The 23,790-nt window shown below is 42.3% G+C and carries 19 protein-coding genes; 6 read left to right on the forward strand and 13 right to left on the reverse strand.

The features are described from left to right. Positions 1-50: 50 nt before the first annotated feature. The gene (locus QT327_RS04425) at positions 51-1,052 is read right to left on the reverse strand and encodes an aldo/keto reductase (protein WP_289552141.1); all 1,002 of its coding nucleotides are present in this window, start codon (positions 1,050-1,052) and stop codon (positions 51-53) included. 252 nt (positions 1,053-1,304) lie between these two features. Here QT327_RS04425 and QT327_RS04430 point away from each other — a divergent pair, with 252 nt between their 5' ends. The 3 genes from QT327_RS04430 (at position 1,305) to QT327_RS04440 (ending at position 4,423) form a co-directional block, all read left to right on the forward strand. Beyond that, positions 1,305-2,825, forward strand: coding sequence for an ABC transporter permease (locus QT327_RS04430; RefSeq protein ID WP_289552142.1), 1,521 nt, complete (start codon positions 1,305-1,307; stop codon positions 2,823-2,825). Beyond that, positions 2,786-3,655, forward strand: coding sequence for an ABC transporter permease (locus tag QT327_RS04435; protein WP_289552144.1), 870 nt, complete (start codon positions 2,786-2,788; stop codon positions 3,653-3,655). Before QT327_RS04430 ends, QT327_RS04435 begins: the two co-directional genes overlap by 40 nt. 324 nt (positions 3,656-3,979) lie before the next feature. Next, on the forward strand, positions 3,980-4,423 hold the full coding sequence (locus tag QT327_RS04440; RefSeq protein ID WP_130856720.1) for an SRPBCC family protein: 444 nt from the start codon (positions 3,980-3,982) through the stop codon (positions 4,421-4,423). Between the two features lie 154 nt (positions 4,424-4,577). On the opposite strand, the gene QT327_RS04445 is transcribed toward QT327_RS04440, so the two are convergent. From QT327_RS04445 to QT327_RS04475, 7 genes are all read right to left on the reverse strand, one after another. After that, positions 4,578-4,796, reverse strand: coding sequence for a heavy-metal-associated domain-containing protein (locus tag QT327_RS04445; RefSeq protein WP_130856719.1), 219 nt, complete (start codon positions 4,794-4,796; stop codon positions 4,578-4,580). A gap of 258 nt (positions 4,797-5,054) precedes the next feature. Then, positions 5,055-5,618, reverse strand: a complete 564-nt coding sequence (locus QT327_RS04450) for a helix-turn-helix domain-containing protein (protein WP_130856718.1) — start codon at positions 5,616-5,618, stop codon at positions 5,055-5,057. A gap of 354 nt (positions 5,619-5,972) precedes the next feature. Then, positions 5,973-7,031 carry an ACR3 family arsenite efflux transporter gene (arsB, locus tag QT327_RS04455; protein ID WP_289552146.1) on the reverse strand — a complete coding sequence of 353 codons (1,059 nt, stop codon included), beginning with the start codon at positions 7,029-7,031 and terminating at the stop codon, positions 5,973-5,975. Then, a complete protein-coding gene (locus QT327_RS04460; protein WP_130856716.1) occupies positions 7,018-7,455 on the reverse strand; it encodes an arsenate reductase ArsC in 438 nt (145 codons plus the stop codon). Before QT327_RS04460 ends, arsB begins: the two co-directional genes overlap by 14 nt. 17 nt (positions 7,456-7,472) lie before the next feature. Next, a complete protein-coding gene (locus QT327_RS04465) occupies positions 7,473-7,964 on the reverse strand; it encodes a GNAT family N-acetyltransferase (protein ID WP_289552148.1) in 492 nt (163 codons plus the stop codon). 13 nt (positions 7,965-7,977) lie between these two features. Then, complete coding sequence (locus QT327_RS04470; protein ID WP_289552149.1) at positions 7,978-8,541, reverse strand: DUF6428 family protein; 564 nt, start codon at positions 8,539-8,541, stop codon at positions 7,978-7,980. Positions 8,542-8,577: 36 nt separating this feature from the next. After that, positions 8,578-8,907 carry an ArsR/SmtB family transcription factor gene (locus QT327_RS04475; RefSeq protein WP_289552151.1) on the reverse strand — a complete coding sequence of 110 codons (330 nt, stop codon included), beginning with the start codon at positions 8,905-8,907 and terminating at the stop codon, positions 8,578-8,580. Between the two features lie 125 nt (positions 8,908-9,032). Here QT327_RS04475 and QT327_RS28475 point away from each other — a divergent pair, with 125 nt between their 5' ends. Next, the gene (locus tag QT327_RS28475) at positions 9,033-9,239 is read left to right on the forward strand and encodes a hypothetical protein (RefSeq protein ID WP_502910521.1); all 207 of its coding nucleotides are present in this window, start codon (positions 9,033-9,035) and stop codon (positions 9,237-9,239) included. A 629-nt stretch (positions 9,240-9,868) separates the two neighbouring features. Continuing rightward, complete coding sequence (locus tag QT327_RS04480; RefSeq protein ID WP_289552153.1) at positions 9,869-10,873, forward strand: terpene synthase family protein; 1,005 nt, start codon at positions 9,869-9,871, stop codon at positions 10,871-10,873. Positions 10,874-11,039: 166 nt separating this feature from the next. Here QT327_RS04480 and QT327_RS04485 read toward each other — a convergent pair whose 3' ends face one another. From QT327_RS04485 to QT327_RS04505, 5 genes are all read right to left on the reverse strand, one after another. Beyond that, positions 11,040-12,683 carry a glycoside hydrolase family 32 protein gene (locus QT327_RS04485; protein WP_289552154.1) on the reverse strand — a complete coding sequence of 548 codons (1,644 nt, stop codon included), beginning with the start codon at positions 12,681-12,683 and terminating at the stop codon, positions 11,040-11,042. 84 nt (positions 12,684-12,767) lie between these two features. Continuing rightward, positions 12,768-14,339, reverse strand: a complete 1,572-nt coding sequence (locus QT327_RS04490; protein ID WP_130856711.1) for a glycoside hydrolase family 172 protein — start codon at positions 14,337-14,339, stop codon at positions 12,768-12,770. 85 nt (positions 14,340-14,424) lie between these two features. Further along, a complete protein-coding gene (locus QT327_RS04495) occupies positions 14,425-16,146 on the reverse strand; it encodes a RagB/SusD family nutrient uptake outer membrane protein (RefSeq protein ID WP_130856710.1) in 1,722 nt (573 codons plus the stop codon). A gap of 39 nt (positions 16,147-16,185) precedes the next feature. Then, positions 16,186-19,308 (reverse strand): SusC/RagA family TonB-linked outer membrane protein, encoded by a 3,123-nt coding sequence (locus QT327_RS04500; RefSeq protein ID WP_149106053.1) that lies wholly within the window; start codon positions 19,306-19,308, stop codon positions 16,186-16,188. Between the two features lie 53 nt (positions 19,309-19,361). Further along, positions 19,362-20,699 carry a sugar porter family MFS transporter gene (locus QT327_RS04505; RefSeq protein ID WP_149106054.1) on the reverse strand — a complete coding sequence of 446 codons (1,338 nt, stop codon included), beginning with the start codon at positions 20,697-20,699 and terminating at the stop codon, positions 19,362-19,364. 317 nt (positions 20,700-21,016) lie between these two features. Between QT327_RS04505 and QT327_RS04510 the strand changes: the two genes are divergently transcribed. Then, complete coding sequence (locus QT327_RS04510; protein ID WP_149106055.1) at positions 21,017-23,785, forward strand: substrate-binding domain-containing protein; 2,769 nt, start codon at positions 21,017-21,019, stop codon at positions 23,783-23,785. The last annotated feature ends 5 nt before the right edge of the window (positions 23,786-23,790 follow it).

A 23,790-nucleotide genomic window follows, 5' to 3' on the forward strand; every position in this document is an offset into this window, starting at 1 on the left:
CGTGGCGACATTATTTTTGTTAGTTCCCGATTAAAACTCATCGGTGATGGCTATACCGGTATCTGTGCCTGCTCGTACAACAAACCTTCCGCTTTTAGTTCTTGCCAAAAAGCGGTAGGAACCGGTGTTTCCAAAGCCTTCGCATTTGATATTACCTGTTCAGGTTTGCTGGCGCCCGGAATGATGGATACAAACTCGTCTGCTGCCAGTACAAAATGGAGAGCGGCCGTGATGATGTCGATCCCATGACGCCTGGCAATCGCATCAATGCGATCCCTTTTTTCTCGAAAACCTTTTGGAATAACCTCTTTATAATTATAACGATCGCGTCCAGCTATAAATCCGGAATTATAGCCCGCGCCCGATACCAGTTGTACCCCGGCCTTTCTTACGGCAGGTAAAAGGCGGTCAACGGCGTCTTCATGTGCCAGAATAGAATACTGCGTGGCTGATAAGCAGATATCCGGATCGGCCCGCTCGATGCAATCAAGAATGGGCTCTATCTGATTAACGCCCATACCCCAAGCATTAATAATGCCCTGATCCCGATAATCGCTTAACACCTTGAAGGCGCCCTCTGTCGCCTGTTTCAGGAAATAAGGATATCGATCGCCCACCTGATCTTCTGATAAATCATGCACGAAAACGATGTCAATCCGATCTAATCCTGTGCGTTTCAAACTATCGTCCAGCGATCGCTTCACTGCGTCCGCAGTATAGTTATGTTCAAAATCATAGGGTAAAGGATCTTGCCACATGGTAGGTGGAACTTGCTTTTCAGGGACCTCGCGGAAAAGCCGACCTACTTTAGTAGAAAAAACGAAATCTTCTCGTACTTTATCCCCTAAGAACGTTCCGAAAGCCCGCTCACTTTTAGTGAGCCCATACCAAGGCGAAGTATCGTAGTAACGTATACCTACGTCCCAAGCCTTTGCTAAAACTTCCTGCGCTTGGTCATGGCTTATTTTTTCAAACGCTGTACCGATAGCGACACCACCTAGCCCTAGTTTTTCTTTCAGGTGAAAAGCACCTTCCTTAATCCATGTTTTCATAATGTTTATTCCGTTTTACATTCCCCCTTTTATTTACCATTTAAAAACCTAATTGTTTTTCTCGAGTCTCACTTAATTGCTTGCCGGAAAGTCCTACCCACCACTTAACCACCGTCCTATTAACAAAACCGAACAACAAGTGTTCATATTCGTACAGCGTTTCAGCATAAAATGGCCTTTGAATCGCCTTACAATCGTTTATATAAAATGGCTTCCTATTTGAGCTGATTTTAGCATCCAATTTATTACGATATGTTCAGACATTATTTTCGGATAGCGATACGATCCATAGCTCGTTATAAATCTTATGCTGCCATTAATATTTTCGGCTTGGCCTTAGGGCTTGCCTCTTGCATATTAATCCTTCTCATTGTTCGGAATGAGCTTAGTTATGATCAATATCATAAGCAAGCAGCCAGAACTTACCGGGTTACGTCGTTGGGTTTGGATTATAATCCAAGTGTTTCATTTGCCGTTGCGCCCGCCCTCAGAAATGATTTTCCTGAGCTGGAACACGTTTCACAATACTATTATTGGCGGGAAAGTATGATCGAGATCAATCACGAACGTTTTATCCTAAAAGACGTTGCCGCTGCCGATAATGAATTTGCCAAGATATTTGATTTAGTTTGGTTGGCAGGTGATCCCAATTCAGCCTTGGAAGCACCGAATACGATTGTACTTACCGAGAGCACCGCAAAACAATATTTCGGAGATCAGAACCCTATCGGGCAGACCATCCGTATGGATAACGATTGGGAACTGAAGGTAACCGGTCTTATTAAAGACCTACCCGGTAATACCCATTTAACCTTTAAATCATTGGTCTCTTGGGCAACATTCCATGATGAAACGAGCAATTTTTGGTCGATACAAGGAGGATACCTATACGTTACTTTACCTGAAAAGCTATCCGCCGCCACTGTTGAGCAAAGGCTTCCGGCCTTTATTAAAAAAAATTGGCGCGAAGCCGTTGAAAAAGAAAAAGCTACGCTATTGTTACAACCATTAACCGATATACATTACGATCAACGATATCTCAACCAGACCAGTATGCCGCGGTCTAAAAAAAGCATATACGGTTTAGCAGCAGTTGGTTTATTCATTTTAGTAATCGCCTGCATTAATTTTGTAAATATGGCTACCGCTTTTGCTTTAAAACGCTCCAAAGATGTGGGCATCCGAAAAGTAATCGGTGCCAAGCCCATTCAGATTATTAAAAGTGCGCTCTCAGAAATAGTCATTCAAGTGATCATTGCATTAGGACTGGCAATAGGTTGTCTATTGTTATTTATCCCTTATACGGAAGGATTCTTTGGTACCCGTATCAACGCCAATCAGCTTTTACACCTAGATGTTCTTATTGGCCTTTTTATTATTTCACTATTCGCGATTTTGATCTCCGGCGTATACCCCGCCTTGATCCAGTCGCGTTTCAATCAATTGCAGATTTTAAAGGCGTCTTTCTCAACAGCCGTTAAAGGAACTACCATCTTAAAAAGAGGACTGATCGGTATTCAGTTTTTGGTAACTCAATTGCTCATTATAAGCACCTTTATTGTAGCCAAACAGATGGATTTCTTTCTTAATAAAGACATTGGTTTTGATAAAGAATCCATTATCACTTTTGATATAGGAAAAACCCCGAGGGATTGCGTCAGCTACTTTCAAACCAACCCGGTGTTAAAGACTTTAGTTTTGCTTCCGTTGCGCCGGCTTACAACAATAATTATATGCCTTTTTCTGCGCCGAATTTGGGCATGCAAGAAGTAGATGTAACCGAAATGAAGGTGGTAGATGAAAATTATTTTTCCATGTTTGGACTAAAAATGTTGACTGGATTACCTATTACCAAGAGCATTATGCCGCAGGACAGTATTTTGAGAATTGTCGTCAATAAAACCCTTGTAAACCGATTAGGAATACAAAATTATAATGATGCGTTGGGACAGCAGATAACAGTAGGCGATCGTCGGGCAGAAATTCAGGGCGTGGTGGCCGATTTTCAAAGCGAATCCAAGCATAAAAAAATCAGGGCTTGCTTTCTTTATTACAATCCTGAAAGATTTCAGCAAGCAAGTGTGAAGCTTCAATCGAACCACATCAAACAGACCATCGCGTCCATCAACAGAGAATGGTCAGTGCTCAATCCCGAATCTTTATTCAATTATGAATTCATTGATAATAAGCTTGCAAGATTATATGAACGCGAGCAAACACTCTATAATACCTTTAAAGTGTTTACGTTTATTGCCATTGTTATCAGCTGCGTAGGGCTGCTCGGATTGGTGTCATTAATGGCCGTCCAACGTGTAAAAGAGATTGGTGTCCGCAAAGTGTTGGGTGCATCAGTAAACAATATTGTGCTGCTCTTTTTAAAAGACTTTGTCATATTGATCGGCATCTCCTTCGTAATAGCCGTACCCATTGCCTGGTACGCTATGCACAGTTGGCTACAAGAATTTGCCTATCAGATTAAAATAAGCCCTTTACATTTTATGGTCGGCTTGCTGGTTACGCTCTTTATTGCCGGGACTACTGTTTTTATCCGTAGCTTCATCGCCGCTACCGGCAATCCAATTAAGGCAATAAAAGAGGAGTAAGGTTAGTTAATAGGTTTTAGAAATTAGCTTTCAGCAGTCAGCTTTAGGCAGTGCCGGCCCTATCATCAAATTGGCTAATCGGCTCATCGGCTAATTATGGATTTCGGATATCGGCAGTCAGCTTTGGTTAGCCTGCCTGTATGTAGGCACTATTGCTATTACGACAATTCTAGAACTCAACCACTGAGCTACTCAACAACTCCGGCACCTGCAATAAGTCGCAATCCCCCTCACAATTTGACGTTTATACCCTAATATCTCTTTCAATTTTTCGATAGTTTTGTTATTAATAAAATAGGTCTGAAATAAAATAAAAATAAACTTATGAGAACATTAGAATTCACAAAAGAAATTAAAGCACCCGCCCAAAAAGTTTGGGATGTACTTTGGAATGACGACACCTATTCAAAATGGACAAACGCTTTTAATCCAAATGGCGGTTCCCGCATGCAAAGCGATTGGCAGGTAGGTGGTAGAACACTTTTCCTGGATAACAATGGCAACGGCATGGTAAGTACCATTAAAAGTAAAAACGAACCCTACGACGTGGTATTCGAGCACGTTGGAGAAATAATGGATGGTAAAGAAGACACCACCAGCGAGCAGGTTAAAAGCTGGGCAGGCTCATTAGAAGAATATCACCTTTCTGAAACCAACGGCTTCACTACACTGAAAGCGTCCGTACAAGTGGGAGAAGAATGGGTGGATATGATGAGCAAAGGGTTTACCGAAGGACTGGAAACCGTTAAAACACTCTCGGAACAATAGTTTCCCTTCGCTTCTTTTAGATAACGACGTTTGGTTCGATTAAAAAAGAATGTCCGGCTCTTAACGGCCGGACATTCTTGAAGGTTGCTGGTAAAACTACTTTCCTACTTAACTACTTAACTATTTCTACTCATTCAAACTACTTTCGAAATCGTTAGGCTATCGGCTCGGCTTTGAAACCCTTGCGTTGGATGATCGCGACTACCTCATCCTTTGTAATGCCCTTCGAACTGACGGTAAGGATTTTGTCTGCATTATCTGTATCAACATGCCAGTGACAGATACCGTCTGCACTATCTAAATCCGGTTGAACTTTTGATACACATCCGCCACAGTTAAGATTGGTTTTGAATTGATATTCTTTGTTCTCCATTGTTTTAAAATTTAGTGTTATTTAATACGCCAAATTTCGGTACAATATTGATGCCCCTTGTTGTACAATTTCTTGTTTGATTTATGAGATTTACTGTTAGTTTCTCGATGTTATTCCAAGTTATTAGTGGCAACGTCATATCCTTGCTGCACAGGTAGCCATCGGCTTAAAAAAAATCGTTCATCAAGCCCTGAGGCGCATTATTTCTTATGGAATTTCGGCAATGATTGTTAAATTGAAGGAATGGAGAGTCTATTATTACACTTTATCCAAAGGCTTTCTTTTATCCTCGCGTATTTGTTTAAAATGGCTTGGGGAAAGTCCGGTTACTTTTTTGAACTGATTACTTAAATAGGCAACACTCGAATAATTCAGACGGTAAGCAATCTCGCTCAACGACAGTTCATCATATACCAGCAGCTCCTTTACTTTTTCTATTTTTTGCGCAATAAAATACTTTTCGATCGTCGTCCCTTCTACTTCAGAAAACAAGTTAGACAAGTAATTATAATCATGGTTCAATCTGTCGCTTAGCACATCTGAAAGATTCGTTTTAGCATCATTATCCCTGTGATGAACCAAATCAATAATTATATTCTTTATCTTCTCAATGGTGCGGCTTTTTTTGTCGTCAATTAACTCAAAGCCTAAGGGATTCAAAGCCTGCTTTAATGCATCTTTCTGTTCAACCGATAATTCATCAGTAAGACTAACCTCACCCAATTTGACGCTTTTAGCGGCGATGCCAAGTTTATCCAGTTCATGCTGTACCACCATAATACAACGGTTACAGACCATATTTTTCACAAATAATGTATTCATACCCTTTCTAATCTGCAAACTAAAGAATATAAAATAAATTTCGGCGATCTGCTTTCGGCTGCCAGCCGTCGGCTTTCATTAGCCTGCCCAGCGGTAGGCAGGTACCCGCTACTCAACGTTCACATTCATATACTCATCCTCTCCATCCAACTGCCTCAGTGAACAAGGGAACTTGTTAGTTGAGAACATGTCTTACGCCCCATAAAGCTCCTAGTAACTATTCCCTACTCACTATTAACTATTCCCTACTCACTGTTAACTATTAACTATTCCCCACTCAACTATTCCACAATTCATTCATCACTTACGAAAAGCCTACGCAACTATTCAACGACTCAACAACTCAACTAAAACTCAATAATATTTCCTTCTAAACCAAAATGCGAGATTAACCAGGGCAATCAATGCGGGGACCTCTACCAAGGGGCCGATAACTCCCGCAAAGGCTTGGCCCGAATTGATCCCGAACACCCCAATCGCTACAGCAATAGCCAGCTCAAAATTATTTCCGGTTGCTGTAAAAGCGATCGACGTGTTTTTTGAATAATCCGCTCCGAAACGTTTGCCGATCATGAAACTGAAAATGAACATAAAAGTAAAATAAATAACCAAAGGAAGGGCAATCCGAACCACATCCATCGGAATCTGCACAATCAATTCGCCTTTTAGACTGAACATGACCACGATGGTAAATAACAAGGCAATCAGCGTAATAGGTGATATAAAAGGCAGAAACTTGTCCTGAAACCATTGCTCTCCTTTCATAGCAATCAGCCCGTAGCGACTGATCAGTCCCATGGCAAAAGGAATCCCCAGATAAATACCCACGCTTTTGGCTATTTCGCTGATGGTAATGTGTACTTCGACCCCTTCAATTCCGAATAAAGGAGGGAGTACCGTAATAAAAATATAAGCGAATACGCTATAGAACAGTACCTGGAATATACTGTTAAGCGCAATTAGCCCCGCTGCATATTCTCGGTTTCCTTCAGCAAGTTCATTCCAAACCACCACCATAGCAATACAACGCGCCAGACCGATCAAGATCAAGCCAATCATATATTCGGGATAATCTCTTAAAAACGTGACGGCTAAAAAGAACATCAGTAGCGGGCCTATTAGCCAATTTAGAATCAGCGAGATACTGAGCACCTTTACATCCTTAAATACGTTCCCTAAGTTTTCATACTTCACCTTTGCCAAAGGCGGATACATCATTAATATCAAGCCGATCGCCAAGGGTATGTTTGTTGTGCCACTCGAGTAGGAATTGATAAAAGTCGCTGTAGACGGAATAAAATAACCCATTCCAACACCGATGGCCATGGCGAGAAAAATCCATAAAGTCAGATAACGATCAAGAAAGCTTAACTGTTTACGGCCCGCAATCGGTGAGCAATTATTCGCTGACATATCGTTCGTTATTAACATGTTCATCAATAAAATCCTTCATATAGGCTTTAACCAGATCCCTGACCGCCCGGAACTCGTTCAGGATTTCTTCTGAAGTGCCCACCGCCTTTGCCGGATCGGGAAAATTGTGATGAAACTGCTTCGCTTTGGTAGGGAAGTAAGGACAGCTTTCCTTTGCATTGTCACACACGGTGATGACATAATCGAAATCAATATGGCTGTATTCATCTACATGATTGGAGGTGTGCCCGGAGATGTCGATACCGTCCTCTTTCATGACCTGTATCGCTTTCGGATTAACGCCGTGCGTTTCAATTCCCGCGCTGTATACCTCAGCCTTTCCTTGCGCAAAATGCCGTAAATAACCTTCTGCCAACTGACTGCGGCAACTATTGCCGGTACATAATACCAAAATTTTCTTCATTGTTCTTTTTGTTTTATTTAATCAATTCCTACCGTCTTACTCCGACGTTCCATTAATATCGTATCGCGCCACGTATTCTCGTGTTTACCAACCTTTTCCCGATAGCCCAATTTCCGAAAGCCATGCTTTTCATGTAGGCGAATACTTGCCTCATTTTCCGGGAAAATACCGGACTGAAGAGTCCAGAGACCTTGCGCTTCGCTACTTTCTATGAGTGTATTCATCAACAAATCACCCACACCTTTTTCACGGTAATCTTCATGTACGTATACACTTACTTCCGCCACACCGGCATAAACGCAACGACTTGAAACCGGAGAAAGAGCCGCCCATCCCGCAACGCTCCCATCAATGCTTGCTAAAAAACGAGAATGCCTGAGATGCGATCGATCCCAATCCTCCCAACTTGGTGCTTCTGTTTGAAAAGTGGCCTGGCCGGTTGCTATTCCCTGTAGATAAATAGCACGCACTGCGGGCCAGTCTGTTTCAGTAATGATACTAATTTCCATTAGTTAATTTGTTTTAGCAGCATCCGGATCCGGGGGTACAACTTTGGATAGTCGCTAGATTGACCATCCTATTTTGGCTTTCTTCTTCCTGAGCGGGCACACAGCATGTTTCGTTCTGATCCTTCGGACCACAACTACCACCACGCCCAATCGCTTTGCATTGCGTAGCATCCGGAATAAGGTCAACTACGAGGTTTTCACCTTTCAAAATCAAGTTCCCCGGAAATAGTTGACGGGTATCAAATTCCGAATTACCAAATTCAATCTTAACAATACCGCCAGGATTTAAAGGAAGGGACTTCTCTACCAATTCAATAATCGACAAGGCTTTACCCACCTTCATGGCTCTTTCCGAACCGTCCGAAGCCGGCTCCCAAAGCTGCACAATAATCTCCGTCCAGGCGTTCATCACACCTCCACAATCAACCGAAGTAATAGGCGCTTGTTTAATCTCGGTGATATGGTATGAGGCATCCACCCATTTATCTTCGGCGTACTGAAATTGTAAAATAGCCTCTACATTCCTTGTCAATTGGGATTTGAAATCGCCCCAAGTCATTAGTTCCTTCGAATTCATAATATTGCAATTTAACGATATATAGGTAAAAATTTTTTAACAGCACTCGTTGTTCGGCACATATCCATTTAAAAAAGTGCCTACTGTTTCTTTCAGCAGCTGCCAATTTTCAGGGTGAATGCAATAGCAGACACTGACCCCTTCAATGGTACCCTGTATCAATCCCGCTGTTTTAAGTTCTTTTAAATGCTGCGATATAGTTGCTTGCGCCAAACCCAGCTCTTCCACCAGATCCCCATTGATACAAGTCTTTGAAGCCATGATGTATTGCAAGATGGCAATACGGGCGGGATGGGCCATTGCTTTCAAAAGAACAGCTATTCTGTTCTGCTCTTCCGTAAATATTTCTGTTCTGGTAACGCCCATGATCTTATTATTTATTGCAATATTACGATAAATATTTTTAAGATGCAAATAGTGCTAGCAGCTTTCGGATGTCGGCTTTCAGCTTTCGTTAGCCTGCCGGTAGCTTGACGCTGCTGTAACTGTTTTTGTCATTATTTTTACAACTCAACTATTTAACCACTCGACAACTCAACTACTTAACCACTCGACAACTCAACTACTTAACGACTCGACAACTCAACTACTTAACCACTCAACAACTCAACTACTTAACCACTCAACAACTCAACTACTTAACCACTCAACTACTTAACCACTTAACTACTCAACTAGTTAACTATCCTCACAACTGAAATTCATCACTCATCATTTGTATCAGCTTTCGAATGTCGGCTTTCCTTCTAAGGATTTCATGATTATTTTTAATTAATATTATTTGTTGTTCTTTTTCTTGACAAAAAGAACCAAAAGTCAAGGCTGTCTAGGTTTCGCTAAAAATTCAATTGCCCCGCGCCGTTCTGCGGAGCCGCCCCAATCCTCATTTCTTTCCCTCCACTTCTTCGCATAACGTTTTTTCTACCCTTCTAATTGAATTTTCTTTACGCTCACCCTAGAAGGCCGTTTTGTACTACCCGCGAGAGCCCCGTGTGATTTCATCACTTGCAACGACAACTCAACTACTTAACCACTCGACAACTCAACTACTTAACTACTCGACTACTTAACTACTCAACAACTCAACAACTCAACTACTTAACAACTCAACTACTTAACCACTTAACCACTCAACAACTCAACTACTTAGCTACTCAACCACGGCTCTCACTGACATCGAACAAAATGAACAGAATGAACTTTCCTTTTTTAATAAATAGATAATTATATTTATTTAATATTATAAACGTTAGTTTCTTTATGGAATAGTAATCGTGCTGTTAACAGAGCAGTTGCGGCATGTTTAAATCGTTAAAAACTCGACACAATGACAAAGGAACAAGAATTCTACGCATTATTCCAAAACATGCAACGTCCTGAATATCCTTTCCCTAATCTAATTTCTCCCTTTGCACAAGAGATGCGGGAAATATATTATAATTGGATCGATACAGATTATACCTTTCATTCCGAGAAAGCACGCGAAACACACAAAAAGCATGTGCTGACAGATATAGCAGCCCGTGGTTTACCCTTCTTAAAAACGCTGGATGAACTGTTTCCGATCGCAAGTTTCGCAGCCAATGGAGCCATGATGGATGATTATTTTGACCATTGTAGCCACGAAGAAATGTGTCGTATAAGACAACGGAGTATAGCCATACTCAGTGGACAAGAGAAAGAAGAGCCTACAGACTTCGGCATATTCCGTCAGTTCTACTTAATAAGGCAGCGAGCCATTAAATGTGACATGCCACAGCGGCTGTATGATAAATTCATAGCTAGTATTCATACCCTGTTAATCGGTTATCAGGATGAAAAACGCTATATGAAGGCCGATATTATACCTCCATTCCCAGTCTATTTGGTACTTCGCGAAGATACCAGTGGCGGTTTACCTTTTTGTAAATATGTAGCCATGCAAAAAGATTTTCGCAATTTGCCCGATGAGGTGTTAGAACATCCCCATATTTTGAGCTTGCACACCTTGGCAGCCCTTATGATCGGCGTGCATAACGACATTATTTCGTTACCGAAGGAGTTGAGTCGGAAAGGTGATGTCATCAATATCGTAAAAGTTATACACAATGAAAATAACGTATCATGGGAAGAAGCCTATAAGATGGCCCTGGATTATCATGATAAGCTTCTAAACGAGTTTAAGATACTACACGAGCACTTACCAAATTTCGGGCGGTGGCAGGAACTTGCCTATGATTACGTATATACAATCGGGATTATGATACAAGGCGTATACGCCTGGCATACCAATGATAAATCCCGCTACGTTCCCGGTGGCTATGTAGAACCCGAATACCAAGGCCCGGAATAAAGCGACATTTATATTTAAGTATTAAGGGAATTAGCAATGCCTACCGGCAGGCATTACTAATTCCCTATTTTTGGTCTTCAGTGGCGCCGCAGCCAGGTTATTAGCGCTATTTTACTACTTACCGACTGAACTATTTAGCACTACTAGCAAGTCACAAACATCATCCCTAATTCCAGATAGATCGAACGTTTAAGATCTCCAAATCAGTTACCTCAATATTATTTCCCCAGAAATGGAAGCCTTCTTTATTATTGTCTTCCGCTTTTCTAGGCATGGAATAAGAGTAGGCACCGCCATCAATAAATACTTCAACGCTGGTTTTATCGATGTAAATATCGGCCGAAATTACCATACTGGCTGGATCGTTCGGCGAATAAAACAGACCATTCAGTTTATTATAATTCAAATCATAATCTACAATTCGTTGCCCAAAAAGATTAAGCCCGGCACTAGTGGCATGAGACAATTTAATGGTCGTCTTCACCCGCAAGCCATCCGCCTCCGCATATGATGCAAGCAATTGATTAGCACGTTCGGCTGTTAAGTTCATTTCCTTCCGAACCGATGTAAAAAGCTGTTCTGTTTCTTTAACGGGCCGACTAAAAAGGCGGGGACCCTCTTTCGTATTGCGCAGCGTTAGCTCCGTTGGCAATTGCATCATCCCTCTAAAAGGCATACCGGGATGTGTTATTTGTCCCCAGCCAATTTGCACACGTCGTCCGTCCGGCATATCCGTAAAGGTTTGTGCCGCATAAACTGATCCTGTTGTATAGACATATTTACCAGCTTCCGGCTTAAACACTTTCCCATCAAAAGACCCCAGCATATAAGTACCCGAAGCACCATACATCACCCATTTGGTATTATTGATATCCCCATCTACCGGCAGTTCGAAAAGTTCGGGGCACTCCCAAAAACCGGTAACATGACTTTCGTAGTTCCACTTTTTCAAATCGTTAGAGGTATAGATAGAATGACCATCCCGCTCGTTAAGCACCATTACCCAGTGTTTTCCCGGTTTGTACCAAAACACCTTCGGATCGCGCGTGTCCGGGCTATTCCACTTCGCTTTGGAATCAATGATTGGATTCGATTCGTATTTTGTAAACGTCCGCCCTTTATCGAGGCTGTAGGCAATACACTGCACCTGCTTATCCGGCCCGGCTGCAGTATAAGCAGCTACCATAGCGGGCGTTTTACCTTTATTATAACCAGCTGTATTGTTATAATCGATTACAGCCGAACCTGAAAACATCGTTCCCAGCTCATCCGGATAAAGTGCATCCGGCAACTCCGTCCAGTGTACCAAATCTTTACTCACTGCATGCCCCCAGTGCATATTCTCCCATTCATTCTCATAAGGATTATGCTGGTAAAACAAATGATACTCCCCCTCATAAAAAAGTAAACCATTCGGATCATTGATCCATCCCCTGCGGGTCGTAAAATGAAACTGTGGCCGATTTTTCTCTTTATAAAGGCTATCTTGTCCAGCCAGTTTATCATTCTGATAAATTTTCGCCAGTCCTGCCTCATCACCCTCATAGCTTATCTTCAATGTTTTTCCTCGCAAATCCGAAACATCTTTAAAAACCCAATAATCAGGTGTAGCTTTGGTCAGTCTAATAACGACCGAAAGATCAGCTTTACCATCCACACTGAAAGTCATCTTCCGGCGCTCTTCCTTATGTGATACCGGAAAGTTAAGGTATTTCTTATTGATTTTGATTTCAATCTCACCTGCACTTAATGGAAGATAGTTAATCGACAGCAGGGCAATTGTTAAAAATTTGATCGCAAAAGTTCTCATCTGTTTGTTTTTTTATCATTTATTAAGTCGAGCCAAAGGCTAGTCATTCTTTATTTATTGCTTCTTATTATCATCGCCCGTACATCAAGGCCTGGCATACCAATAGGTTGTTGCCGCAATATCCACATAACCACTATCCCAGCTGAGCATTTCCATATCAAATGAAAATTGCTTACTAAAAGGTATGGCATCCAGTATGCGCGTCCGGGTAAATGTATTATGTCCTGTTGACGAAGTATGATCCGCCCGTGTTGCATTGGCAAAAGGTGTTTGGTAAATAACCACCGGCGCCCATGAGGTGTTGTAATAATCCTCCAATCCTGTACCAAATTCAGACGGAAAAGCTTCCCCGTCGACATAAGCTTTAGCATCCCCTTCCCCGTACCATGAATTCATATGATTCAGCGTCGCTAAGGTATTACCAACATATACCCCTTTACCCTTGATCGCAATGAAATTCCAGTCAATCGGTGCGCGGGCATCCCCTTTGGGGTTCTTCTCCGCATCATAATCCCACTTAGCGTCCCATACGTGTTCTTCCATTTTTGTGAAGGCATGAAAATACATTGCTCGTTCATCCCATTTAAAATCATCCGTTCCAACTGAAAGACTTAATTCGACAGGAAAATTATTGTTATTGATTAAGCGTATCACTGCCGACTTCTGAAAAGGCATCACCCATCGTGAGACGAGCGTTTGTTTATTTGCGAGCGTTCTATACCAACTTGCTATATCGCTCCCCCCATAGCCGCTACCTATAAAATCACCCAAGGGGCACAATACCGTTTCCTTGCCATCAAAGGATATTTTCAATACCACGTTCCTCCAGAGCGCCTCCTGATCGCGGTTTAACTTACTCATTTGGATTTTAAGCAGACGAATAGCCTTATGAGCATCCCTTAAATTCAGCGCACATTCCTCCGCAGGGTTCAATTTTTTTGAGATAGAATCCGTTACGCTAAAATTTGCCGATGGGTTCCAAAGGACACTTTCTGTATTATCAATTTCTTTTTTTAATCGTCGTAACTGCTCAAAGGAAAACGTTTCGGCTTTTATATTTTTTGGATATGTTCGGTAGTTGATCTGATAATAATGAGGCTTCTTTTTACTTGCACTATCAGCAAACTCCCATGTTATTTTGCAATGCTTCGCATAAACCAAAGGTAAATATAACGTATTCCCTCCCTTTCCCCGCGGATCATAATTCGTATGCGGGTTCAACAATGCCGGCCCCAACCCCAATCCTGCCTTCAATAAATCAAACCCGGGAACCGTAATCCTAGCTTCCTTTTCATGATCAAAATAAAAACGCATCGTTCCGGGTTTTTCCAAACAGGTGAGCCAAAAACGGACAATTGCACCTGGGCCTTCAGCGTCCATCATCACATGCTCTTCTCGTCCTTCATGCTCTTCCCGACGGATAAACTGATTAAAATCACTATTTGCAAACCATCCCGCCCTATTGCGCACGGTGGATCTTCTGTCATAACTGCTTACTTGTTTTAATGTATATGCAGGTTCAGGATAGCGAGCAACCTCCTCAACCTCACGCATCTCTTGCAATAACTTCTCCGTATTGACCACTTCCTGACAATGGCCGTAACGGACTGCAAAACCAATGGTTGCACAAATCAGTAAAAGAATTTTAGTTTTCATTTGATTTATTTATTGGTTCCCTTTTTCAAACTTAGATAAATTCATTTTATATGCCATGAATGACGTATTTTATAGAGGAATTTAATTACCAGCCGAAGTTCTGCACGTATAAACCCTGACTAAAGTTAATTTGATTCTGTGGGATCGGTAAATACTCATCTCTGTTTTTCTTGAAAGCGGCGCCCGCCAAATGGGGTGTTCTTCTTTGCTCAGCAGAAAAATAATCATTAATAAACTCGGCCGCAATACCCCACCGAACGAGGTCAAAAAAGCGATAACCTTCCATAGCAAATTCCAATCTGCGTTCAAAACGCAGCGCTTTACGCGCAAATTCATTGGTCCAAACGCAATTCACTCCTGGCTGATAAGTATCGATAAAGTAACTGGAAGTAGGCCTACCATCTGCCTGTGTCAATCGTGCCGCACTTTTCTGCGCGCGTTGCCTAATCAAATTAATTAGTGGCAGTGCCTCTTGTTCACGTCCCAGTTCAATTAAAGCTTCCGCTTTTATGAGTAACACATCCGCATACCTAATCACCGGCCAATCTTTAGCGCTCGACATAAAAGGTGGATATTTCATAAAAGTCGGATCGGTATAAGCAACCGTTTCTTTCATACTCATAAAGTTGCCATAAGTGGCATTGTCACGATTCCATGAAGCCTGAAACACCAGATCTTTTTGGTATTTATAGGGATGTCCGGGAATGGCCACAGTATGATCCAAACGCGTATCGAAGCTTTGCATTTTAAAATCTCCGGTAGGAACAACATCATGGGCATTATAGTCATCCAGCAGCGGCAATCCGTCAGCATTCGTTTTAAATGCGTTCACCAGATTAGAACTCGGCTGATGAAATCCACAGCAACCATATTCCTGGTTCATAGGATAATTGGTTCCCACACCGGCATTAATCCGTCCTTGTGGTGTGCCGTCGCTTTTTGAGAAAACGATGGCAAATACCGTCTCTGGACCATTTTCATATTCGGAAAGAAAATTTTCCGCAAAATCTTCAGAAAGGCGATATCTTCCCGAATTGATCACACTGTCGCAATACGCTACTACTTCATTCAATTTCGCTTGGTCTTTTGATAACACATTATGCTGATCATCCTGCACATAACTTTGGTAAAGCAATGTTTTTGCTAGGTAAGATTGGGCAGCCCCCTTTGTAATACGCGATGACTCTGCCTGCGCCAGCGGTAAATGCTGTGTAGCAAAGCGAAAATCTTCTGCTATTTTTGTCCATAGTTCATCGTTACTGTACAGATCATTCCCGATAGTTTGATAGGCTGATTTTTCAACACTTTCGTCGATGTAAGGTACTCGTTTAAAAAGAATTTTTAATAGAAAATAAAAGTGTGCCCGAAGGAAACGTACTTCAGCAATGCGCATTAACTTCTGTGGGAATATGTCATCACCTATTTCATTCAGCAGCGCTAAGGCTGCATTACATCTCGCTACGCCCACATACAAACGGAACCAAGTACCATCACTTTCTCCGAGGTCTACCCGATTGATTGAAAACAATTCGTAAGCGTGCACGTCGTTCTGGTCGCCCGTTCCGCCCCCGCCCTTGTAAGCGTCTCCGCCCCGCACACTTCCGTAGGCCCACATCGTTGTATAAGGTGTACTCCAATGATCATTACCCAAGGCTGAGTAAGCACTGATTACCATCGCCTCCACATTTTCGGGTGTTTTCAGATTTTCATTAAACACGACGCCTTGCGGCAGTTTTTCCAAATTTTTCGAGCAGCCAAAAAACAAGATGGCATACACAACCAATATTATGACAGGTAAATTTTTCATTTGCTAGTATTTTTAAATCAGATGATGATGGAAAATATACTAGAAGGATAGATTAAAACCCACTGTTGCAATTACCGGTATCGGATAGGCGTTCCCCGGATTTTCAGGATCTGGAGCTGTATAGGCCCGGTTCTTCCAACGTAGCAAGTTAGATGCCTGCATGTATACACGTGCCCGCGTTACATTAAACCTTTCAAAAGCATCCTTCAGATCATATCCGATTTCAATGTTCCGTAATTTGAAATAACTTCTAGGCTCTAAAAAATAGGTTGAAAATCTGTTCTCATTATTCGTATTGACCAAAGTTAAGGCAGGAACACTTGCCCCGGCGTTCTCAGGGGTCCAAGCATCCATTACGCGGCTGCCCCAATTTGATCCCGGTGCCAGCGAAGTAAAATCTGTCAGATTTTTATAGCTATTATTTACGACTCCTCCCTGTACGCCCTGAAAGAAAACGGCAATATTGAATCGCTTATAGCTTAGGGTTAAATTCAAGCCGTAAGTAAAATCAGGATCCGAGGTACCTAAGTACTGCTGGTCGTTATTATCAATCCGTCCATTCTGATCAAGGTCAAGGTAACGGATGCGACCAAGTGCCTTTCCCGGCTGTTCCGGGCTGTTATCAACTTCCTCTTGCGTCGTGAACAAGCCATCAGCCACCCAACCGAAGTGCGTATTTGGCGAGTGTCCGATAATCGTGTAGGTTGTACCATTACCTGGGTAACCGATAATTGCATTGTTAGGAAGCGCTGTTATCTTTAAACGGTTTCTGGTAATATTAGCCGCAATATCCAATTGAATATCCTCGGTCAAATCTTGGCTATAACTGATCGCCGCCTCCAAGCCCTTGTTTTGCAGCGAAGCACCGTTAATCCATGTATTTCCCCCTTCACCCACTACGCCCAAGTAAGGCGGGCTGATCAAAATATCGTCTGTATTCTTTATATAATATTCAACTGAACCGATAAGCCGATTGGAGAACAATCCAAAATCCGCTCCAAAATTAGATTGCGTGGTGGTTTCCCATTTAAGATCCGGGTTTCCGGTTTGGATGGCGGTATATCCGGTAGGAAGCGTACCGGTGCCCTGTCCACCTATGTCATAAGCGCTGCCTTCGCTTGGTTCCCAGGTCAGGTCCGTTCCATAAATGGCACGATAGAGTGAATAGGTAGCATATGCAGGAATGCTTTGATTACCCGTTTGCCCCCAGCTATACCGGAGTTTAAAATCCGAAATGAAATTTACATTGTCTTTAAAAAAGGCCTCTTCACTGATGCGCCATCCCAGAGAGGCGGCGGGGAAATTCGCGTAGCGATTGTTCGAACCGAACTTACTCGAACCATCTCTCCGAATGGTCACAGAAGCTAAGTATCGATCATGATAATTATAGTTTGCTTTAAAGAAAAATGACTGTAGCGCGTCCGAATTGCCATCGCCGCGGGCAAGTATATTTCGCGTACCTTGCGTCAAGTAAGCATAGTTCAGATCGGCAATAGCTAGCCCTTGTGCACTGGCATTAAATCCCTGGTACCTATTATTAACCGTTTCAGATCCCAAAAGGAAATTAACACGGTGGTCATTCGAATTCAAGTCATAGGTCAATATATTTTGCCAGGTTAATGATCCACTGTAGTCGAAATTGGTATTAACCTGCGTAACATCACTGTTTAAAAAGCCTGACCGGTATGGCAACTGCAAATGACGATAAAAAGTACCTGCATAATCCACATTAAACGCCGTTCTAAAATTCAAGCCCGGTAAAACGGAAAGATCCGCAAATGTACTGCTCAAAATGCGGGCAAAGTGGTTGTTATTCTGTCTATTATCTTCGATCAATCTGACCGGATTTTGCCGATCGTCCATCCCGGCCACGGGGCCACCCCAACCACCATTAACCGTATGAACCGGTAAAATGGGATTCAATATCAAGGCCAGCGAAGTGACGTCGCCCGTTGGTATTTGTGCGTCCTTAAAATACGAAAGGTTTAGATTCTCCCCTATCTTCAGTTTACCGTTAAACAGCGCATGGTCTACGTTCATACGTAAGGTTAATCGCTGGCTTCGCGTACGTTTGATGATACCCTCATTGTCATAATAACCTAACGAGAAGAAGGACGTTCCATGCTGTCCGCCATTGGAAAGAGCAACATTATATTGTTTAATCTGCGAAACCCGCGAAACTTCGTCAAACCACCGGGTGTCCGATGTGTACATCGACTGCTCAGGATCCACGTATTGCCCCAGGATTACCGCATTCAATTGCGGATTCGAAAAATCCTTATTCCAATCAAAATCGTAAATCAAACTTAAGGTAGAAGGATCCTGCGGATTATTACGAGACGGGCCGAAACGTCCGTCATTTACAGCAGCCTGCCAATAAGCCCGTGCGCGCTGATCGGTATTCAAGGTATTAATTTTACTATTATAAAACTGCAGGGAATGTGAAGCATCTACATCAATCCGCCGAAGGCCTGATTTACCTCGCTTGGTGGTCACAATAATCACTCCCGCTGCCGCTCTCGATCCATAAATCGAAGCAGCCGATGCATCGCGTAATACCTGCATCGATTCGATGTCGTTCTGATTAATCTCCTGTAATCCCCTTTGCGTTGGCACGCCATCTATAATATACAGGGGGTCATTGCTAATATTCAGTGTGGTTTGGCCTCGCATGCGCACCGTAACACCCCCATTCGGTGCACCGCTCGCGCCAACCTCTACTCCCGGAACCCGCCCTTGTATAGCTTTTACCGGGTTGCCCAGCGGCACATTTTCAATATCTGCCATTTTAACAACAGAAACAGCACCCGTTAAGTCCTTTTTGCGCTCTGAGGTATAGCCCGTTACAATAACATCCTCAAGGGCATTCAAGCTGGTTTTCATGACCACATTGATCGGGTCGCCGTTTCTAATCGTCACCCGGACCGATTCACTTCCCAACATACTGAAGGAGATGCTTTGCCCAACAGCAGCCGCAATGCGATACATCCCCTTATTGTCAGTAATAACAGAACCGGTTTTTCCAACAATAGACACCGTAACTCCTTCCAGCGGAACCGAGCTTGTATCTCGTACTATTCCGGAGATTACAACTTCCTGCGCCGCCGCACGAAGGAGAAAAAACATACTTATACAGTATGCAATCAATACTTGCTTTTTCATATTTGGTTAATTAATTAGATTAGTTTCGGTTTATTTTATGGTTAATAGACAAGTTATGTCAGTGGCTCATTGGCCAATTGTGCCTCGATAGCTTCTAAGCTGATGCCTTTCGTTTCGGGCATCCACCAAATCACAAACACCAGTTGCAACACCATCATTATCGCAAAGAATAGAAAGGTCGTCATGCCTCCAAGCGCCTCTGCCAGTATAGGAAAGGAAAAAGTCACCAACGCCGCCAAAATCCAGTGGATAGAACTTCCAAAGGTTTGCCCCTTTGCCCGCACCTGATTGGGAAAAATTTCTGCAATAAAGACCCAAATAACGGCCCCTTGAGAGAAGGCAAAACAGGCGATAAAAAGCATAAAGTACAGCGAAATATACATACCTGATGATGCCGGATTATTAAAAGAAAAAACAACCAGTAGAAGGGAAATAATAATGCCAATGGAGCCAATTTTCATCAACATTCGTCTACCTACCTTATCAATTAATTGGACAGCCAATAGCGTAAACACAAAATTGGTCATACCAATGCCGATTGTTGAAAGCAATGAAGAATGAACACCCAACCCGGCCATTTCAAAAATGCGTGGTGCATAGTAAATAATGGCATTAATGCCTGAAAATTGATTAAAGAGCGCAAACAGCCCGGCCAATACCAATGGCCTGCGATACGCTTTTACAAAGAGGGCTGGCTGTTTGTTAACGGCTTTTAGTTTTGCTGTGTTTTCAATTGCAATGAGCTCTTGTTGATAACCTAGTGGGTTGATAATACTTAATGTTTCTATAGCTTCTTCTCTCCGCAATCCATTCGTCAGCAACCATCTTGGACTTTCTCGAATAAAATAAATCGCTATTAGGAAAAGGAGAGACGGCACGGCCTGGATGCCCAGCATTAAGCGCCATGACTCTCCCTCTAACTGATTGATTAAATAGTTAGACAAGTAGGAGATCAAAATTCCCAATACAACATTAAATTGAAACAGCCCTACCAATGCACCGCGCCTATCCGATGGTGCGATTTCTGATATATAAATAGGTGCCGTAACCGAAGAAGCACCTACGCCCAAGCCACCAATAAAACGGAAGAGTACAAAAAGATGCCAGCTGGTGGTAAATGCCGTTCCAAGGGAAGCAAAAAGATAGGCCAATGCCACCAGGTATAGTGTTTTTTTACGTCCCAATTTATCCGTCGGATAGGATCCGAGTAACGATCCAATAACGGTTCCGATGAGCGCCACCGAAATGGTAAAGCCATGTTCAAAAATCGTGAGCTGCCAATATTGCTCAATGGCTTTTTCGGCCCCGGAAATAACTGCAGTGTCGAAGCCAAAAAGAAAGCCGCCCAAAGCCACCACTACCGACCATAGTTTCACCATGTGATTTTTCATAATATAGATCTATCTTGATTTGTTGAATTTGCTGTGCAAGGTAGACCGGTAAAAAGAGAAGGAGCTGCTGCAAATGATCAAATCATTTCATTTTTATAACAAAAATTATCCATCTGACTATCAAATAATTACAAAAACAAAGATGAATTATTCACTGTACGTTTTTGTCAGCGTACCATCTTTTTCAAGTATTATACCATCGGTGTTTAACCACCTAAATGGCGAAAATGCTTTTTTCTCTCCCCAAAAGATCCAATCTCTTATATTTGCCAAAACCTAGCGTCAATAATTGGTGGCTTAAAACTGAATTATAAATCATGAATACCATTTTTTTCAATCGATCCTATGTGGTGGTGTTTTTACTTTTGGGTTTCGGGTTGATAATTTCCTGCAGCACTAACAAAAAGCATAATAAGTTTACCATCGGATTCTCCCAATGCACGGGTAACGATCTATGGAGAAAAAACATGCTTGCGGAAATGTTGACTGAGCTAAGCCTTCATCCGGAAGTTGATTTTCATTATTTAGAGGCCAGTGGCAACAGTACCATGCAACGCGCCCAGGTAGATACGCTTATTGAAAAAGGAATTGATCTTTTAATAATTTCACCAAACGAAGCCGAACCCCTAACTGCCACCGTAAAAAAAGTGATGGATCGTGGCATTCCTGTCATTGTAATAGATCGGGAAGTGAAGGGAAATGGCTATACGGCATTCATCGGTGCTGATAATGTGGAAATCGGCGAAATGGCGGGCCAGTATCTATCGCAGCTTATTGGCAACAAAGGGAAAGTTGTAGAAATCACGGGCTTATCCGGTTCCTCTCCGGCGATAGACAGAAGTACCGGCTTCTTCGCCGCACTTAATCAGTTAAAAGCTTTAAAGATTGCCAAAACGGTATCTGGCGATTGGATGGAAGACACCACCAAAAATATCTTGAGCAAGATACACTGGCAGTTGAAGGACATAGATGCCATTTTTGCCCATAATGATAACATGGCGCTGGGAGCACGAAAAATTCTTAACAAATATTATCCTGAAAAACATATTCCCATTGTCGGCGTGGACGCCTGTTTTGGTGAAGGAGGAGGGTTGGATATGGTATACGACGGAAAAATTACCGCCTCCCTGGTGTATCCTACACTCGGCAAAGAGGCCATTCGGACAGCTCTGGACATTTTGAAAGGCCTCCCCTTCAGAAAAGAGAACAAATTGAGTTCCATTGTAATTGACTCAAGTAATGTGCGTGTCATGAAGATGCAGGCTGCCATGATCAGTAGCCAGAAAGACGACATTTACAATCAACGTAAACTACTGGACGAACAGAAATTAGTTTATAAAAGCCAGCAGGTTGTACTCAATACCATTATTGTGTTGCTCGTATTGTCGCTCATTTTTGGAAGCATTGTAGTCATTCTACTAAGAGATAACAGAAAAATCAATAAAAATCTAGCTAAGAAGAATATAGAAATCGACACCCAACGGAAGCAGTTAATTGAAATGTCAAAACAAGCCGCTGCCGGCACAGAAGCACGCTTAAACTTTTTTACCAACATTACCCATGAGCTGCGAACGCCCTTAACACTGATCTTATCGCCCATCGAGGATATGGTAAAAGATCCCCGCCTCTTGCCATTGGCTGCTGATAAGTTAAAAGCGGTGCAACGTAATTCGGTACAACTGCTGAATATCGTCAATCAGTTGTTAGATTTCAGAAAGATAGAAATAGAAGGCTACTTAATACAGGCCTCACCAAACAATTTGGTCTCCTTTGTCCGTGATCTCATCGAACCTTTTAAAGTATACGCTTTAAAAAGACAAGTGCAACTGTCCTTTGTTCCTGCAGAAAAAGAAATACCGGTATGGTTTGATGTCAATATGCTTGATAAAGCCCTGTTGAATCTCTTGTCAAATGCCTTCAAGTTTGTAAACGCCGGAGGTTTCATCAAAGTTTACATAGCCCGCTGCGGAAGTGAAGTAAGCATTCAGATCAAAGATTCAGGTATTGGGATGCATGAAAAAGATCTCGCCTTGATTTTTGACCCCTACTATCAGGCAGACAATTCTCCATCCAATGGCTTCGGTATCGGTTTATCTTTAGCAAAAGAGATTATCCACAAACACAAAGGAGACATTCAGGTAGCATCAGTCAAAGAACAGGGTTCTACTTTCACAGTTACGCTTCCACTGGGAAACGAGCATTTAAGCGAACGCGAAAAAGGTGTTCTTCATGACCCGGTACTTAAGAAGGACGAAAAATCTGCCATGTATACCATCGTTTCAGACATCGAAATGCTAGACATCAAACAAACGGAATCCTGTGGCTTAAAGGATCACTCTTTACTCATTGTGGAAGACAACCCCGATCTTTTAAACTATTTAGTGGCAGAGCTGAGCGATGAATACGATGTATTCTACACCACCAACGGCCCCGAAGCCATTCAACTTGCCAGAGAAAAGGTACCCGACCTCATTATTACCGATAATGTTATACCCGAAATATCCGGTAAAGAGGTATGCAGGACCTTAAAGAACGATCTTAAGACCTCTCATATTCCGATCATCCTTCTTACCGCCCAAGCAAGTTCGGAGCAGCTTGTTTCAGGCATGGATGCCATGGTAGACATGTACATCACGAAACCGTTCCTGATCAGCAATCTTTCGGCGAGTATTAGAGCGTTAATCAAGAACAGAAAAGTATTAAAAAGTCATTTTACCAGCAATATTGAGCTCCCGACAGAAAGTGCCAAATTAAGCTCGTTGGACAAAAAATTGTTAAACGACTTTTCCGGCGTGGTGGAAGAAAACCTCAGTAACGATCGATTCTGTGTGGACGATATTTGTCGGCTGATCGGAATTTCCCGCATGCATCTGTATCGAAAAGTTAAATCGTTGACCGGCATGACCGTTAATGAATATATTCTGGAGCGCAGATTAAAAAAGGCCTCTTACCTGCTTAAACATGAATCTTTAAATGTTGCAGAAATCACCTACGCCGTGGGTTTTTCCAGCCCCAGCTATTTTTCAACCACTTTCAAAGCCAAATTTGGATACTCGCCCAGTCAGTATAAAAGTAAAATCAAATAACATTT

The organism is Olivibacter sp. 47 (assembly GCF_030372825.1).
In the GTDB taxonomy this organism is placed as follows: domain Bacteria; phylum Bacteroidota; class Bacteroidia; order Sphingobacteriales; family Sphingobacteriaceae; genus Olivibacter; species Olivibacter oleidegradans.

Excerpts from the sequence above, each read along its gene's own strand:
- QT327_RS04425 (WP_289552141.1), bottom strand. The coding sequence starts at position 1,052 with ATGAAAACATGGATTAAGGAAGGTGCTTTTCACCTGAAAGAAAAACTA.
- QT327_RS04430 (WP_289552142.1), top strand. The coding sequence starts at position 1,305 with ATGTTCAGACATTATTTTCGGATAGCGATACGATCCATAGCTCGTTAT.
- QT327_RS04435 (WP_289552144.1), top strand. The coding sequence starts at position 2,786 with ATGCCTTTTTCTGCGCCGAATTTGGGCATGCAAGAAGTAGATGTAACC.
- QT327_RS04440 (WP_130856720.1), top strand. The coding sequence starts at position 3,980 with ATGAGAACATTAGAATTCACAAAAGAAATTAAAGCACCCGCCCAAAAA.
- QT327_RS04445 (WP_130856719.1), bottom strand. The coding sequence starts at position 4,796 with ATGGAGAACAAAGAATATCAATTCAAAACCAATCTTAACTGTGGCGGA.
- QT327_RS04450 (WP_130856718.1), bottom strand. The coding sequence starts at position 5,618 with ATGAATACATTATTTGTGAAAAATATGGTCTGTAACCGTTGTATTATG.
- arsB (WP_289552146.1), bottom strand. The coding sequence starts at position 7,031 with ATGTCAGCGAATAATTGCTCACCGATTGCGGGCCGTAAACAGTTAAGC.
- QT327_RS04460 (WP_130856716.1), bottom strand. The coding sequence starts at position 7,455 with ATGAAGAAAATTTTGGTATTATGTACCGGCAATAGTTGCCGCAGTCAG.
- QT327_RS04465 (WP_289552148.1), bottom strand. The coding sequence starts at position 7,964 with ATGGAAATTAGTATCATTACTGAAACAGACTGGCCCGCAGTGCGTGCT.
- QT327_RS04470 (WP_289552149.1), bottom strand. The coding sequence starts at position 8,541 with ATGAATTCGAAGGAACTAATGACTTGGGGCGATTTCAAATCCCAATTG.
- QT327_RS04475 (WP_289552151.1), bottom strand. The coding sequence starts at position 8,907 with ATGGGCGTTACCAGAACAGAAATATTTACGGAAGAGCAGAACAGAATA.
- QT327_RS04480 (WP_289552153.1), top strand. The coding sequence starts at position 9,869 with ATGACAAAGGAACAAGAATTCTACGCATTATTCCAAAACATGCAACGT.
- QT327_RS04485 (WP_289552154.1), bottom strand. The coding sequence starts at position 12,683 with ATGAGAACTTTTGCGATCAAATTTTTAACAATTGCCCTGCTGTCGATT.
- QT327_RS04490 (WP_130856711.1), bottom strand. The coding sequence starts at position 14,339 with ATGAAAACTAAAATTCTTTTACTGATTTGTGCAACCATTGGTTTTGCA.
- QT327_RS04495 (WP_130856710.1), bottom strand. The coding sequence starts at position 16,146 with ATGAAAAATTTACCTGTCATAATATTGGTTGTGTATGCCATCTTGTTT.
- QT327_RS04500 (WP_149106053.1), bottom strand. The coding sequence starts at position 19,308 with ATGAAAAAGCAAGTATTGATTGCATACTGTATAAGTATGTTTTTTCTC.
- QT327_RS04505 (WP_149106054.1), bottom strand. The coding sequence starts at position 20,699 with ATGAAAAATCACATGGTGAAACTATGGTCGGTAGTGGTGGCTTTGGGC.
- QT327_RS04510 (WP_149106055.1), top strand. The coding sequence starts at position 21,017 with ATGAATACCATTTTTTTCAATCGATCCTATGTGGTGGTGTTTTTACTT.